The organism is Bacteroidota bacterium, from assembly GCA_016711505.1.
In the GTDB taxonomy this organism is placed as follows: Bacteria; Bacteroidota; Bacteroidia; order AKYH767-A; family 2013-40CM-41-45; genus JADKIH01.
The window spans coordinates 214,166-229,771 of sequence record JADJSV010000017.1 but is presented as its reverse complement, the minus strand read 5'-3'; the positions used below and the strand labels follow the sequence as shown (position 1 = coordinate 229,771).

Annotated in this window: 12 protein-coding genes; 4 read left to right on the top strand and 8 right to left on the bottom strand. The window is 39.0% G+C overall.

The window, feature by feature from the left end:
- Positions 1 to 166 precede the first annotated feature (166 nt).
- Both asnS and IPL24_14555 read right to left on the bottom strand, forming a co-directional pair.
- Positions 167 to 1,549: an asparagine--tRNA ligase gene (gene asnS / locus IPL24_14560; protein MBK8364832.1), complete on the bottom strand. Its 1,383-nt coding sequence runs from the start codon at positions 1,547 to 1,549 to the stop codon at positions 167 to 169.
- A 338-nt stretch (positions 1,550 to 1,887) separates the two neighbouring features.
- Positions 1,888 to 2,409, bottom strand: a complete 522-nt coding sequence (locus IPL24_14555) for an ORF6N domain-containing protein (GenBank protein ID MBK8364831.1) — start codon at positions 2,407 to 2,409, stop codon at positions 1,888 to 1,890.
- A 290-nt stretch (positions 2,410 to 2,699) separates the two neighbouring features.
- Here IPL24_14555 and IPL24_14550 point away from each other — a divergent pair, with 290 nt between their 5' ends.
- From IPL24_14550 to IPL24_14540, 3 genes are all read left to right on the top strand, one after another.
- The gene (locus IPL24_14550; GenBank protein ID MBK8364830.1) at positions 2,700 to 4,619 is read left to right on the top strand and encodes a 1-deoxy-D-xylulose-5-phosphate synthase; all 1,920 of its coding nucleotides are present in this window, start codon (positions 2,700 to 2,702) and stop codon (positions 4,617 to 4,619) included.
- A gap of 218 nt (positions 4,620 to 4,837) precedes the next feature.
- Positions 4,838 to 7,144: a T9SS type A sorting domain-containing protein gene (locus IPL24_14545; GenBank protein MBK8364829.1), complete on the top strand. Its 2,307-nt coding sequence runs from the start codon at positions 4,838 to 4,840 to the stop codon at positions 7,142 to 7,144.
- 31 nt (positions 7,145 to 7,175) lie between these two features.
- On the top strand, positions 7,176 to 9,032 hold the full coding sequence (locus IPL24_14540; protein MBK8364828.1) for a sulfatase-like hydrolase/transferase: 1,857 nt from the start codon (positions 7,176 to 7,178) through the stop codon (positions 9,030 to 9,032).
- 173 nt (positions 9,033 to 9,205) lie between these two features.
- On the opposite strand, the gene accC is transcribed toward IPL24_14540, so the two are convergent.
- The 6 genes from accC to IPL24_14510 form a co-directional block, all read right to left on the bottom strand.
- Positions 9,206 to 10,546 carry an acetyl-CoA carboxylase biotin carboxylase subunit gene (gene accC, locus IPL24_14535; GenBank protein MBK8364827.1) on the bottom strand — a complete coding sequence of 447 codons (1,341 nt, stop codon included), beginning with the start codon at positions 10,544 to 10,546 and terminating at the stop codon, positions 9,206 to 9,208.
- A gap of 93 nt (positions 10,547 to 10,639) precedes the next feature.
- Positions 10,640 to 11,128 carry an acetyl-CoA carboxylase biotin carboxyl carrier protein gene (gene accB / locus IPL24_14530; protein ID MBK8364826.1) on the bottom strand — a complete coding sequence of 163 codons (489 nt, stop codon included), beginning with the start codon at positions 11,126 to 11,128 and terminating at the stop codon, positions 10,640 to 10,642.
- Between the two features lie 301 nt (positions 11,129 to 11,429).
- Positions 11,430 to 12,419, bottom strand: coding sequence for a ketoacyl-ACP synthase III (locus tag IPL24_14525; GenBank protein MBK8364825.1), 990 nt, complete (start codon positions 12,417 to 12,419; stop codon positions 11,430 to 11,432).
- A gap of 272 nt (positions 12,420 to 12,691) precedes the next feature.
- Positions 12,692 to 13,642 carry a phosphate acyltransferase PlsX gene (gene plsX, locus IPL24_14520; protein MBK8364824.1) on the bottom strand — a complete coding sequence of 317 codons (951 nt, stop codon included), beginning with the start codon at positions 13,640 to 13,642 and terminating at the stop codon, positions 12,692 to 12,694.
- 185 nt (positions 13,643 to 13,827) lie between these two features.
- A complete protein-coding gene (gene rpmF, locus IPL24_14515; protein MBK8364823.1) occupies positions 13,828 to 14,016 on the bottom strand; it encodes a 50S ribosomal protein L32 in 189 nt (62 codons plus the stop codon).
- A gap of 46 nt (positions 14,017 to 14,062) precedes the next feature.
- The gene (locus IPL24_14510) at positions 14,063 to 14,590 is read right to left on the bottom strand and encodes a DUF177 domain-containing protein (protein MBK8364822.1); all 528 of its coding nucleotides are present in this window, start codon (positions 14,588 to 14,590) and stop codon (positions 14,063 to 14,065) included.
- A 273-nt stretch (positions 14,591 to 14,863) separates the two neighbouring features.
- Between IPL24_14510 and IPL24_14505 the strand changes: the two genes are divergently transcribed.
- A complete protein-coding gene (locus IPL24_14505; GenBank protein MBK8364821.1) occupies positions 14,864 to 15,523 on the top strand; it encodes a 1-acyl-sn-glycerol-3-phosphate acyltransferase in 660 nt (219 codons plus the stop codon).
- The last annotated feature ends 83 nt before the right edge of the window (positions 15,524 to 15,606 follow it).

Sequence of the window (15,606 nt, the reverse complement as noted above, 5' to 3'; positions counted from 1 at the left end):
CGGTTAGATTTTGAATAAAGATATAAAAAGTATTATGAGAGATGATTTTATTTTAACACGGAGTTCACAAAGAAAAAAGGGAGAAAAAGAGAGCAGTCTCTTTTTCTCCCTTTTTTCTTTGGGAACTCCGTGTTAATTTTTAAGCACAATCATTTTTTGAATTGACTCAGAACTCCGCATTCTTCGGCGCCCTCGGAAACGGAATCACATCCCGTATATTCGTCATCCCCGTCACAAAAAGAATCAAACGTTCAAAGCCTAATCCGAATCCTGAATGCTCGCAAGCACCGAATTTACGGGTATCTAAATACCACCACATCTCTTCTACAGGAACATGCATGGTACGCATACGCTCAACAAGTTTGTCATAATTTTCTTCACGCTGCGATCCACCGATAATCTCGCCGATCCATGGGAAAAGAATATCCATTGCACGAACTGTTTTACCATCTTCATTCAGTTTCATGTAGAATGATTTGATGTCTTTCGGATAATCAGTAAGAATTACAGGACGGTTGAAATGTTCTACTAAATAATTTTCATGTTCTTTCTGAAGATCAGTTCCCCATTCAACAGGGAATTCGAATTTCTTTTTTGCTGATTTCAGAACTTCAACTGCTGCAGTGTATGTTAATCGTTCAAATGGATTTGCAACAACCGATTGCAAACGAGCGACAAGTTCTTTATCATACATCGTATTCAAAAACTCCAGATCGTCTTTGCAATTATCGAGAGCATATTGAATAAGATACTTTAAAAAATCTTCTGCAAGATCCATGTTGTCTGCGATATCATAGAATGCCATCTCAGGTTCGATCATCCAGAACTCTGCTAAGTGTCGTGGAGTGTTTGAATTCTCTGCACGGAATGTCGGACCGAAAGTATAGATGCGACCAAATGCCATTGCACCTAGTTCACCTTCCAACTGTCCACTCACAGTTAAATTCGTCGACTTACCGAAAAAATCTTCTTTGAAGTTTACTGTACCATCTTCATTTTTCGGCGGGTTCACCGGATCAAGAGTAGTTACACGAAACATTTCTCCTGCACCTTCAGCATCAGAACCTGTGATGATCGGCGTATGCAGATAAAAGAATCCGCGGTCGTTGAAATATTTGTTGATGGCAAAAGCCATGTTATGACGAATGCGAAGTACAGCACCGAAAGTATTTGTCCTTGGACGAAGATGTGCTACTTCGCGGAGGAATTCCAACGTATGACCTTTTTTCTGTAACGGAAAAGTATCATCGGCACCACCAAGTAAAATGAGTTCCGAAACCTGGATCTCTACTGTTTGTCCTTGTCCTTGCGACTGCACCAAAAGTCCTTTCGCATGAATACAAGCACCGGTAGTTATAGGCTTCAGTGTTTCTTCCGAAAAATTCGAAAGATCAACAACCAGCTGAATATTATTTATCGTTGAGCCGTCATTGACAGCAATAAAAGCAACTTGTTTATTTCCGCGTTTGGTACGTACCCAACCTTTGATTTCTGTAGTGGTGTTGTAATCTGTCGATTGGAGCAGATCAATGACTCTGAGCTTTTTCATAGGCGGCAAATGTAGGGAAATTTAGGTGAGATATAATATTGAAAATTACCATTAAGCACTAATTAACCCGTTGTTCGAAATTCAAAACGTTCGCCCTTCGACTTCGCTCAGGGACCGTGGGTTTTGGGCAGAATATGTGTGAATTTTTTGCGAAGAAAATTTAACTTCAATTTTAAGAGAATTTTCTTCGCAAAAAATTCACACATTACCACTTCTAAGACGGTCCCCGAGCGAAGTCGAGGGGCAATAATTTCGAACAACGGGTTAATAAATAGCTTTCGATATTCAATTTGATGTTTTTATGGTCTTACATTGGACATATTTTTATTTATCGAAGCTTAATTTCTCTTGGGAATTTTAAATCCAATTAACCTTCGAGGTTTTACTTTTTTTTCTAATAATTCATCAAGGTATTGAAAAACAAGTTCAATGTTTTTACTATGATTATCGACTTTCTTTTTTATTTTTTCAATTTCATATCTTAACTCAGAATTATCAAAAAGCATTTGTCTAATATTTGTAAACACACGTACAATTTGAATATTAGTTTCTATAGCTCTTTCACTGTTTATTATGCTTGCCAGCATTACAGCACCATGTTCTGTAAAAACCATTGGAAGCACTGATGAAAATTTCAGATTATTTAAATGGACAAATTGTAGAATTATTTGATTTTTCTCTTCCTTGGATATTCGAAACATGAAATCTTCCGGAAACCGTTTTAAATTTCGTTTTACTTGTTCATTTAAGCGTTTTGTGCTCACTCCATATAGTTTAGCTAAATCTGAATCTATCATTACTTTTTTACCTCTTAAAGTAATAATTTGATTAGCGATAAATTCGTCTTTGATTTTCTCCATTAATTTTGTTTGAATCAATTTAATTTTTTAGAGGTGGTCGCATTTTGCGACCACCTAAAGAATGTCGAATTAAATACAAGATCAGGTAATTTTTAATCAAAAGAGCTTGAAGGCGGCACCTTTTCGCTTTTATTAGGATTTTACCTTTAGCAAACAAATTCCCTAAATCTTTGTTAATACCCTCGAATTACACCCAATATTTAAAACAACTCCCGTAAAAGTCCGTTTTCCCCTCCTGAAAACACCCTGTCATCACTCGAAATTTTCTATATTTGTAGATTCTGAAAATAATGGACATCAAAGCCGGTAAGTATTTAAAACAGATTACGTTCCCTGAAGATCTTAGAAAGTTCAAAGAATCGGACCTTCCGGAGATTTCTAAGGAACTTAGAGATTATATCATTGATATTGTGTCTGTTAACGGAGGTCATTTCGGTGCATCTCTGGGAGTGGTCGAATTAACGGTGGCGCTTCATTATGTGTTCAATACTCCAGATGATCAACTCGTATGGGATGTTGGTCATCAGGCCTATGGCCACAAGATCCTGACCGGGCGTCGCGATATTTTTCATACTAACAGAATTTACAAAGGCATCAGTGGTTTTCCAAAGCGTTCGGAAAGTGAGTTTGATACATTTGGTGTCGGACACTCATCGACTTCCATTTCTGCAGCATTGGGAATGGCCGTTGCTTCGCGATTGAAAGGCGATAAAAATCGTCAGCACATTGCAGTGATTGGTGATGGTGCTATGACAGCAGGACTTGCTTTCGAAGCAATGAATCATGCCGGTGTTGAGAATTCAAATCTGCTCGTTGTTTTGAACGACAATTGCATGAGTATCGATCCGAATGTCGGAGCCTTGAAAGAATATTTAACAGACATCACTGTTTCACATACATACAATAAAGTAAAAGATGAAGTCTGGAAGTTGCTTGGTAAGATCAGTAAGTTCGGACCGAATGCACAAGAGATCGCATCCAAAGTTGAGAATGCAGTTAAGACGACATTATTAAAACAAAGTAATTTATTTGAATCACTACGCTTTCGTTATTTCGGTCCGGTAGATGGACATGATGTAAATCGTTTGGTGAAAGTGATGAATGATTTAAAAGATATTCCCGGACCAAAGATCCTTCATGTTCTTACTGTAAAAGGAAAAGGCTATGAACTTGCCGAGAAAGATCAAACGAAATGGCATTCACCGGGATTGTTTGATAAGATCAGCGGGGAGATTATTAAACCATCAAGCAATGGTCCTCAGCCTCCGAAGTATCAGGATGTTTTTGGAAATACCATAGTAGAATTAGCAGAGAAGAATGATAAGATAGTTGGTGTTACGCCTGCAATGCCATCAGGATGTTCGTTGAATATTATGATGAAAGCAATGCCGGATCGTGCATTCGATGTTGGTATTGCAGAACAACATGCTGTTACTTTTTCAGCAGGTATGGCAACGCAAGGTTTGATACCGTTTTGTAATATCTATTCTTCATTCATGCAAAGAGGGTATGATCAGGTAGTTCATGATGTTGCATTACAAAATCTGCATGTAGTTTTTTGTCTTGATCGCGGCGGTCTTGCAGGTGCTGATGGTCCGACACATCATGGTGCATTTGATATTGCATTCATGCGATGTATTCCGAACATGATCGTTTCTGCACCGATGAATGAACAAGAGCTTCGTAACTTAATGTATACAGCGCAACTTCCTGAAACAAATGCTCCGTTCTCCATTCGTTACCCTCGTGGTAATGGTGTTATGCCGGAATGGAAAACTCCTTTTGAAAAACTTCCGATCGGAAAAGGACGAATGGTTCGTGATGGAGAAGAAGTGGCAATTCTTTCATTAGGTCATCCCGGGAATTTCGCAGTGAAAGCATGTGAAGAACTTGAGAAGGAAGGATTACTTCCTGCACATTACGATATGCGATTTGCAAAACCTCTCGATGAAGAATTACTTCACGATATTTTTTCAAGGTTTAAAAAAATCATCACTGTTGAAGATGGATGTCTGATGGGTGGATTCGGAAGTGCTATCGGCGAATTCATGATGAACAACAATTATTCTGCACGTGTTACCCGGTTAGGAATTCCCGATCGGTTCATTGATCATGGCGAACCGAAAGAGTTGTATGACGAATGTCATTTTGATGCAAAGGCGATCAAAGAGGCTGTCCGTCAGGCAATCGGCGAGGCAATTTTGGTCTGAGGAAATCAAAAAATATTTCAAATTTGTCAAAGGAGGAATTGCAAGATTTTCTCCTTTTTGTTTTTTATAATTGATCAAATGTTAAAATTTAACAATTAAAACTCCTTGTTCTTTTTAAAATGCATGTAGGGAAACTGGTCATTTTCAGATAACAATATCTTTGTTTCTCCATAGAATAAGATTGTAATAGTCCGTGTTGGGCAATGAATCTTATCTCTATGAAAAAATACATTGGCGTTTTCGCCTTGCTTATGCTATTTGTTGAAATGGCATCAGCGCAGTATGTTCTAAATTCAACTTCGAATGGAACTACTGTTAATACCTGTTCAGGAACATTCTATGATTCCGGTGGTAGTGGCAGTAATTATTCCGGAAATCAAAATTACACAATAACTTTTTGTGCAACATCCGGATGTATTATGGCGGACTTTACTGCTTTCAATACACAAGCCGGGAATGATGTACTTTCTGTATATGATGGATCAAATACTTCTGCGCCATTGCTGGGAACTTTTTCGGGAAATAGTGTGCCGGCAGATCTTGTCGCTTCCAGTGGTTGTTTGACATTCAAATTTGTCAGCAACAATTCACAGAATAAATCCGGATGGGCTATCAGTCTTTCATGTGTAACTTGTAATTCATCTTACAACATGAACAATACTTCAGTCAGTACTTGTGATGCAAATTTCTACGACAGCGGAGGACCATCAGGTCAATACAATCACAATGAAAATTTTGTAAAAACATTTACTTCTAATAACAGTACATGTCTTCAGGTTGAATTTACTTCTTTCTCGACTCAGTCAGGAAAAGATACACTCACTATTTTTGACGGTGCATCAACTTCAGCAACACGAATCGGAGTATGGAGCGGAACTACATTTCCTCCACGAATCATATCGACAAGCGGAAGTCTGACGTTCAGATTCAAAACTGATGGAAGTAATCGTGCAAATGGATGGGCAGCTATAATTTCCTGCGTAACATGTCCGACAGCTCCTGCTGCAATAGCAGATTATACCCAACCAACTTCAGGAATAGCAGGAAGTTTTGCCGGAGCGCAAATGGTAAATGATTGCGGCTTTACATTTACTGATGATGGCGGTACATCGTCGAATTATTCTAACGGCATTGGAAATTACTACAGAACATTTTGTCCTGAAACCGGAGGAACAGCGTTGCGTGTTTCATTCTGGTCATTTGCAACTCAGTCAGGCGTTGATGAGCTTTCTGTATTAAATGGAGCAACACAGAATAGTCCTGAATTCGGTTCGAATTCAGTATGGAGTGGAACTTACTCATCTTATGCAGCAACAATGGCTGCAGGTATGGGCCCATACATTTCTACAGATCAAAGCGGTTGTCTGACCTTCAGGTTTTATTCCAGTACATTTACAAATGCTGCAGGTTGGGTAGCTACCATCGACTGTGTGCCATTTCCATCAGCACCTGTTGGTACAGAAAATTTCGATTGTATCAGAGCAACTACTGTGTGTGATAATCAATCGATCACGGATGCAAGCTTTGGTCCGGGACTTTCTTCTGATATAACAGCAGGATGTATTCCAACAGAAAATTATACCAACTGGTATGCAATAAAAGTAGTATCGGGTGGAAAACTCGGATTTACTCTGGTGCCTAATACCAGTACTGATGATTATGATTTTGCATTTTATGGTCCTTATCCAAATTGCGGTACATTGGGTTCTCCGGTCCGTTGTTCTTATGCTGCAAACTGGTCTTCTTACCCGAATACAGGAATGAATTCAACCTTGAATTTATCGACAAATACAGGAACAGGAAATAACGGTAGCGATCAAACAGAAGGCGCAGAAGGAAATGGTTTTGCTGATGAGATCGCAGTAAATGCCGGCGAAACATATCTTGTTGTTGTAAGTAAATGGAGTCCGGGTGGAAATGGTTTCGCTTTGAACTGGATCCTGTCAAATGGTGCTTCGCTTGATTGTGCGGTTCCATTGCCAATTGAATTATTGACATTCAATGCTGAGCCTGAAAATTCATCAGTCCGGTTGAACTGGATCACCACTACAGAAATTAATAACGATTATTTTGAAATAGAACGGAGTTCGAATGGAAGCGAATTTATATCTATACATAAAATGCGCGGTGGCGGAACAAGCACTCAAACATTGGAATATAATCTGACGGATTTTGAACCGCTTACAGGGACATCATATTATCGTTTAAAGCAAGTTGACTTCGATGGCAAGTTTACATATTCCGATATCTTACCGGTCAAATTTGCAGCTTCAAAACAACTTTGTACAATTCAGCCCAATCCGGCGACAGCGAATGTTGAAGTAGTGTTATACATTTCTTCTGAAAAAGTAATTCCCGTACGCATAATGAATGCAATGGGTGCAATTATATTCGAAAAGGGGTGGACTGTTCATGAAGGGATAAATAGATTGCCGATAGATGTTGCACAGTTTGCAAAAGGTGTCTATTTTGTAACACTGGAAAATGGCCCGGAGGTTTCTAAACTACGACTTGTAAAAGAGTGATAGCAGACTTCCGGTTAAACCGAGAAGTCACTTGAAAAAAACACTTTTAACCTATTTAAAGATCACATTATTCTATGTGATCTTTTTTTCATTATGGCGTCTTGTATTCCTGCTTGTGAATATTCCTGACGATGGAAGTGTTACATTAAAAGATTCTACTCCTTCTTTCTTTTATGGCTTAAGAATGGACATTTCAATGTCGTGTTATTTTTTAATACCGACTTTATTACTTCACATACTCTTCTCATTTTTTCCAAAAAGAATTTTCAGCCGGATAAATTTCTGGATTCATGCATTTCTGATAATAGTTGTAATTCATGTCGTCGCAGGAAATGTGGCTCTTTACCATTTCTGGAATTCAATGATCAATTTCAGAGCTGTTTCGTATCTGGTTGATCCGACAGAAGTATTTTCATCATTATCTCCCGGCCAGTCTGTTGGTGTAATTATAGGAATGTTCATACTGCTAACAGGAACGATTCTCATTTTCCGGAAATATTTCTACATGCAATTTGATGCAGGCACATCAAATTATTTTGTCCGTTTTGGTGCTTTGATAATTACTATCGGACTTACAGTGATTGGGATCCGAGGTGGAGTGCAGATGTTGCCAATGAATGAGAGTCTGGTTTATTATTCGAAGAATAATTTCTTAAATCAATCAGCAGTAAATCCCGTGTGGCATTTATCGTATGACGTCTACACGGCCGGACTTTCAACATCCAATCCATTTCAAAAAATTCCTGTTGAAACAGCTGATCCCATAGTGGATAAATTGCTTCAGGTTTCTTATGAGACTTTCCCGCAAGTGCTCACAACTCAGCGGCCAAATGTTGTAATGATTCTTCTCGAAAGTTTTACAGCAGATCTTGTTGCTTCTCTGGGTGGAGATAAACGTACAGATCCTAATCTGGAAGAGCTGATTAAGCACGGAGTATTTTTTGATTCCATCTTTGCTACCGGAACACGTACTGATCAGGGAATAGTGTCCGTCTTGAATGGCTGGCCTGCCACACCTTATCATTCTATTATGCGTTCCAGTGAAAAGTCAATGCGGTTACCTTCACTTGTAAAGACGCTGGCATTGTTTGATTATACTTCTTCTTTTTATTATGGCGGTGAAGGTAATTTTTCTAATCTGGATGCATATTGCGTCACACAAAAATTCAGCAAGATCATCAACAAAGAAAATTTCGATCCGGGTCTTGGACTAAGTCGATGGGGAGTTGCCGATGAATTTCTATTTGAAAAACATCTTGCAGAAATCTCGAAAGTCAAGGAGCCATTCTTTTCAACATTGATGACATTGAGTAATCACGAACCATTTGATGTTCCGGGTGAACCAAGAATTCCCGGTAACAGTGAACCTGATAAATTCCGCAACTCCGCAGCCTATTCAGACGCTTGTCTGGGCGATTATATCAGGAAAGCATCAAAGCAACCTTGGTTTAAAAATACATTATTTGTGATCCTCGCAGATCACGGACATTATTTACCAAGCCACAGTTTAATTCTCGAACCGCATAGCAGAAGAATTCCATTGTTGTTTTATGGAGAAGTCATCAAACCGGAATACAGAGGTACAAAAATTCACATGGCCGGCGGACATCATGATGTTCCTGCAACATTACTTTATCAGATGGCAATCAATGCAACTGCATACAAGTGGAGTAAAAATTTATTGAACCCTCTCACGCAGTCATATGCATTCTATCAGTTCGAGGAAACAATTGGTTTTGTTGAAGATGCTAAATGGGTTGCATATTCATACAATACAGAAAGAGTAGTTAATCACTCGCGCCCTATGACAACAATTGAAAAGGATTCATTATTGTTGAAAGGGAAATCATATTTGCAAAGGCTGTATTCGCAGTATCAGGAGTATTGATAATTATTTTGCACGGCCCTTAAGGGCCGTGCAAAATAATTATCAATAAAAAAGCCGCTTCCAAATTGCGGAGCGGCTTTCATTTTTGTGTTTCATGCTAATCAAAATATCTTTTCAACTAATAACCAGTATCAAGAAAGTATATCTAGTTACTAATCTCTAATTACCATTTTCTATTCTTCAAGTACAAACGTTTCCATAAACTTCGTAGTATAATTTCCTTTACGGAAATCTTCATTACGCATCAGTTGCTGATGAAATGGAATTGTAGTTTTTACACCTTCAACAACAAATTCGCTTAATGCGCGTTCCATTGTATTGATTGCTTCTTCGCGTGATTGCGCAACAGTGATCAGTTTGGCGATCATTGAATCGTAATTCGCAGGAATGATATAGCCTGCATAAATGTGCGAGTCAACACGTACTCCGTGTCCGCCGGGAACGTGTAAGACAGTGATCTTACCCGGTGAAGGACGGAAGTTATTATATGGATCTTCAGCGTTGATACGGCATTCGATTGCATGCAGAGAAGGGAAATAATTTTTTCCTGAGATCGGCATACCGGCAGCGATCTTGATCTGTTCTTTTATAAGATCATAGTTGATCACTTCTTCCGTTACAGGATGTTCTACCTGGATCCGCGTATTCATTTCCATGAAATAGAATTTGCGGTGTTTGTCGACAAGAAATTCTACCGTACCTACACCTTCATATTGCACAGCTAATGCAGCTTTGATAGCAGCTTCACCCATTGCTTCACGAAGTTCATTCGTCATGAACGGTGATGGAGTTTCTTCAGTAAGTTTCTGGTGACGACGTTGAATAGAACAATCGCGTTCACTTAGGTGACAAGCTTTTCCGTATTGATCACCGGCAATTTGAATTTCAATATGTCTTGGTTCTTCAATGTATTTTTCAAGATACATACCATCATTTCCAAAAGCAGCTCCGGCTTCCTGACGAGCAGAATCCCACAGTCCTTCGAAATCTTCCGGCTTCCAGATGATACGCATACCACGATTACCACCACTGGCAGTTGCTTTTATGATCACAGGATATCCGATCTTTTTTGCAGTCTTCAATCCTTCTTTAAGGTCAGTTAAAAGTCCTTCGCTTCCGGGAATTGTAGGAACTCCCGCTTTTTTCATTGTGTCTTTTGCATTCGACTTGTCACCCATCTGATCGATCTGTTCAGGTGTTGCGCCAATGAATTTCACGCCATGCTCTTCACAGATCTGACTGAATTTAGAATTTTCTGAAAGGAAACCATAACCGGGATGTATTGCATCTGCATTAGTAATTTCAGCCGCAGCCATGATGCTTGCAATATTCAGATATGAATCTTTACTGGGTGGAGGACCGATACAAACAGCTTCATCTGCGAAACGAACATGCAGACTGTCTTTATCGGCAGTAGAATAAACGGCAACCGTTTTAATTCCCATTTCTTTGCAGGTACGAATGATTCGCAAAGCAATTTCACCACGGTTAGCAATTAAAATTTTCTTAAACATAGAGATGTTTCAAATTTGTGGGAGTAATAATTGATACAGCTTTTGAAAGTGTATTTAAAAAGAGCAGAATTTTAAATTCTGCTGAAGTTCTGATCAGCTTGGGTCTACAAGGAAAAGTGGTTGATCATATTCTACAGGAGTAGCATTGTCAACAAGCACTTTTACAATTTTACCGGAAACTTCTGATTCGATCTCATTGAATAATTTCATTGCTTCAATGATGCAAAGAACTTTACCTTGTTTGATCTCATCACCGACATTAATAAATACCGGTTTGTCAGGTGAAGGGGTGCGATAGAAAGTTCCAATCATTGGCGATTTGATCGTAATGTATTTGGATTCATCAGCACCGGATTTTGGTTTATCGGCTGCCGGTGGAGTAGAGTTGGCAGCTGATTGAGCGACAGCTGGCGCAGCAACATAGTGCTGAACAGGAGCAGAAGTCGACGGAGCTGATGCCATCATCATTTGTCCGTGAGTTGTACGGATAGTGATTTTGATATCTTTTTGCTCTAAGCTAACTTCTGCGACGCCGCTATTCTGTACAAATTTTATTAAACTTTCGATGTCTTTTATGTTCATTGTCGGTTCTGTTGCATTTTTAGTTTTAGCAACGGTTGTTTTCTGTTTCATTCTGAAATTTAGTTAATTGGGCTTGAGTTTGCAGACTCCCAAAATTCTTTAGAATACCAAACCTAATGATTTTTGCAAAAAAAACAAAACCGTTTTGAACTTTTCCGGGAATAAAAGGCTTGCTTTTCTGCAAATTGTTTAAAGATAGGGGATTATTGGTCGTATTAAGGAAGCTGGTCAAAGGTCAAGGGTCAAAGGTGACCGAGAACCGTGCTCTTAATCACCTTTGACCCTTGACCTTTGACCTATTTTAATATGCCCACTTGATCCAGATACTGCCCCAGGTGAACCCACCACCAAAAGCGGCAAGGATTATATTATCGCCTTTATGGAGTTGTTTCTCCCATTCCCAGAGACAAAGTGGAATAGTACCGCTGGTAGTGTTACCGTATTTTTCAATATTCAACATTACTTTTTCACTGCCAACACCCATACGACGTGCTGTCGCATCAATGATTCTTTTGTTGGCCTGATGTGGAACAAGCCAGGCAACATCTTCTGCTTTGAGATTATTTTTTTCCATGATCTCAGCAGAAACGTCAGCCATATTAGTTACAGCAAATTTGAAAACCGGTTGTCCGTCCTGAAAAATATAATGATCACCGGCATCAACTGTAGCATGAGAAGCCGGACGAACAGATCCACCACCTTTTTGATGAAGGTAAACACGACCTGATCCATCGCTTTTTAGAATGCTGTCAAGAATTCCTAATCCTTCTGTGTTTGGCTCAAGTAAAACAGCACCTGCACCATCACCAAAGATCACACACGTTGAGCGATCAGAGTAATCAACGATGCTCGACATTTTATCAGCTCCAACAACTACAACTTTTTTATATTGTCCTGATTCAATGAATTTAGAACCGGTTGCTAATGCATAAAGAAAACCGGAACATGCAGCAGAGATATCATATCCCCATGCATTCTTTGCTCCGATTTTATCGGTAATAATATTTGCAGTCGCAGGAAACTGGTGATCGGGAGTTGTGGTAGCGCAGATCAAGAGCTCAATTTCCATTGGATCGATGCCACGCTTTTTGCAAAGTTCCAGTACTGCAGGCGCAGCAAGATCGGAAGTACCGAGACCTTCACCTTTTAAAATTCGACGCTCTTTAATTCCGGTCCTGGAAGTGATCCACTCATCAGTAGTATCCACCAATTTTTCCAGTTCAGCATTCGTCAGAATGTAATCCGGTACATAACCTCCAACAGCCGTGATTGCAGCAGTAATTTTCGACATGTTTATCTTATTAAATTGAGGGGCAAATGTAGTTGTTTTATTCAATTTTGAAATGACCGATGCGAGCTGTAGGATGATTTTGGTCAAAGGTCAAGGGTCAAAAGTTAAGTAGGTATTAACTGACCTGTGACTCTTGACAATGGTGGTTTTACCATTTCTATAAGGAGATTTGGGTCAAAGGTCAAGGGTTAAAAGGTACTAATGACCTTTGACCTTTGACCCAAATATTATCTAAAAATTCTATGACCCTTGACCCAAATATTATCTACAAATTATACAGTTTCTTTTGTAAACGCATTCGCTATCTTCTCAGAAAGCTTTGCATCAATCACGTTTTTAGAAAGAAGGATCATATTTTTAATCGCTTTTGCTTTGCTGATTCCGTGAGCGATGATCACATTTGAATTGATACCAAGAATAGGTGTACCACCGTAATCTTCAAAATCGAAACGGTCGAAATATTCATCGCGGATTCCGCGTTTGCGGATCATTGCATAAAAAGATTCTGCTTCTTTAAGAATAACATTTCCTGTAAAGCCATCACATACTACTACATCGGCTTTTTCATTAAAAAGATCGCGGCCTTCAACGTTTCCGATAAAGTTGATCGTCGACATAGATTTTAAAAGCTGATGAGTTTCTTTAACCAGTAAATTTCCTTTTTCTTCTTCTTCACCGATGCTCATTAAACCAACAGAAGGGTTTTTAATATTCAGAATACTTTCTGCATAGATAGAGCCCAGTGTAGCAAATTGTTGAAGGATCTCCGGTTTACAATCGGCATTTACACCAACATCCAGTATTACTCCCCAGCCACCATTAAATTTCGGAAGCGGCGATGTAATTGCAGGACGATGAATTCCGGGAATAGCTTTTACGCTGAACATAGAACCGACGAGCATTGCACCCGTATTTCCTGCAGATGCAAATGAATTTATTTTTCCTTCTTTCAGTAATTGAAAACCTACTGCAAGACTTGAATTTGGTTTTTGTTGTATTGCTTTGGTAGGATGTTCGCCCATACCAATTACTTCAGTACAATGAACGATCGTAAATTTATCAGCAGAAAAATTTTCTCGTTGAAAGATTGGCAGCATTGCATCTCTGTCGCCGATCAGAACAAGTTCCACGTTAGTAGGAAGTTCTTTACGAGCTTCGATCGCACCAAGTACTGTTTGTTCCGGCGCAAAATCGCCACCCATAATATCTATACCGATTTTCATCTTTGCTTTTCCTGAATTAAGAGTATAACGAAAGTAATGAATTTGTTGACAGGTACTCGTCTAAAAATGATGGATAAATGAACATCCTTCTATTAACAAACCATCAGACCATTATAATTAAAAAAAGCAGTTGAGCGGAAACGAAAAATTCCCACAACTGCTTTTCAAACGCAATCTAATTTATATTACGCATTTTCTTTTTCCATCACCACTTTACCTTTATAGTAAAGTTTTCCATCATGCCAGTGAGCACGGTGAAAAAGGTGAGGTTGTCCTGTAGTAGGATCCGTAGCTATAGTAGGAACTTCAGCTTTCCAATGAGTTCTTCTTTTATCTCTTCTGGATTTCGAGTGTCGGTGTTTCGGATTTGGCATTTTATTTCTGTATTATATTGTATTTAATTTTTTGTCCCTGCGGGATTTAATTCAAGTTTATTCCTTTCAAACCATCCCAACGCGGATCTTCCGGTGGAGTTTCTTCCTGTTGCGGTTGAAGTTTTTCAAGTGCTTTCAGAATTTCCGGATCACAAGTCTGACCGTTCTCTTCTTCATCATGCACATTTCTCATCGGAAGTTGAAGTGAAATGTATTCGTAGATATACTGCGAAACATCCAGTTCATATTCTTTCGGAGAAACTACAATCACTTCTTCGGTTTCAGTTTCTTCTGAGTCACCGAATTTTACGATCAACTCATCGTAAGAATCGATTGGTAGTTCAAGATCTTCCAGACAACGATCGCATTCAACGATAATGTGTCCTTCCATTGTGAAGTCAAGCAACATCATTGCTTCTTTTTTGTCTAAGACAACTAAGACATCGATGTCACCTTTCTGAACAAGTGAGTTTTCGAATTTTTGAAAGAACGAATCACTGACATGAAACTCGAACTCATGTTCGCCGAATGGTAGACTTCCGTAATTGATTACATATTCCCGTGCGCCACTCATTGTTTCAAACCTCCTTTTTACAAGGGGGACAAAGGTAAAAAAAAATACTTTTCGGTCAAGAGATTCAGGCAATTGTGTTCATTATTTGAAGAAATGAACCTGTGTTAACCTCAGATCGGTTTTGGTTAACTACCTTCGCATGAATAAAAGTGTAAAATTCTGCAAAATATAGTAAAATACCTCCTTTTTCCTTTTCAGTGGCTGTGGCGATCACTCTTCTTCACCAATGCCGTAATCACTTTTTTTATTTTTTTTCCGGTATTTTTTATCCTTTTGAGGAGCAAAAGCTGGTTTAAATATGTTTTTACGCTAAAAAAGATCTGGGCTCACCTGATCATCTGGCCGGTTGGGATCTTTTATAAGATTGAAAAAAGCTCTAAGCTGGATAAGAATAAGTCGTATGTATTTTGTCCAAATCACACGTCGTATTTGGATATCATGTTGATTTACATATCAATACCTGTCTATTTTCATACGATGGGGAAAGCAGAATTACGCCGGGTGCCATTGTTCAGACATTTTTTCGACCGGATGAATATTCCTGTAAACAGAAAGAGCCGGAAAGATTCGCATCGGGCATTTCTCAGGGCGGCCTCCGATCTGGAGAAAAAGATCAGCATCACTCTTTTTCCTGAAGGGACAATTCATCACACGGGACCGGTTATGGGTCGGTTTAAAAACGGACCGTTCAGACTGGCAATAGAAAAACAAGTTCCGATCGTTCCCATTACTTTTATGAATAACTGGCTTTTGCTGCCGGATGATTTTTATCGTCGCATTGGTCATCCCGGTATTGCACATGTGATCTTGCACGATCCGATTCCTACGATCGGGTTAACAGAAAATGATCTCGATGTTTTAAAAGAAAAAGTTTATCGTGTGATCAATGGTCCGATAGAGGCGAAGTATCCGGAGTATTTTGGGAAGAAGTAAGTAGTGATACAATCTGTTTTAAAAAAATTTTAACGCTTAAAAAAATTAAACACGGAGAGCACTAAGAAAAAAAGGGAGAAAAA

Coding starts and splice junctions, on each gene's coding strand:
- accB (MBK8364826.1), bottom strand. CDS start 11,128: ATGAACATAAAAGACATCGAAAGTTTAATAAAATTTGTACAGAATAGC.
- asnS (MBK8364832.1), bottom strand. CDS start 1,549: ATGAAAAAGCTCAGAGTCATTGATCTGCTCCAATCGACAGATTACAAC.
- IPL24_14555 (MBK8364831.1), bottom strand. CDS start 2,409: ATGGAGAAAATCAAAGACGAATTTATCGCTAATCAAATTATTACTTTA.
- IPL24_14525 (MBK8364825.1), bottom strand. CDS start 12,419: ATGTCGAAAATTACTGCTGCAATCACGGCTGTTGGAGGTTATGTACCG.
- accC (MBK8364827.1), bottom strand. CDS start 10,546: ATGTTTAAGAAAATTTTAATTGCTAACCGTGGTGAAATTGCTTTGCGA.
- rpmF (MBK8364823.1), bottom strand. CDS start 14,016: ATGCCAAATCCGAAACACCGACACTCGAAATCCAGAAGAGATAAAAGA.
- IPL24_14550 (MBK8364830.1), top strand. CDS start 2,700: ATGGACATCAAAGCCGGTAAGTATTTAAAACAGATTACGTTCCCTGAA.
- plsX (MBK8364824.1), bottom strand. CDS start 13,642: ATGAAAATCGGTATAGATATTATGGGTGGCGATTTTGCGCCGGAACAA.
- IPL24_14545 (MBK8364829.1), top strand. CDS start 4,838: ATGAAAAAATACATTGGCGTTTTCGCCTTGCTTATGCTATTTGTTGAA.
- IPL24_14510 (MBK8364822.1), bottom strand. CDS start 14,590: ATGAGTGGCGCACGGGAATATGTAATCAATTACGGAAGTCTACCATTC.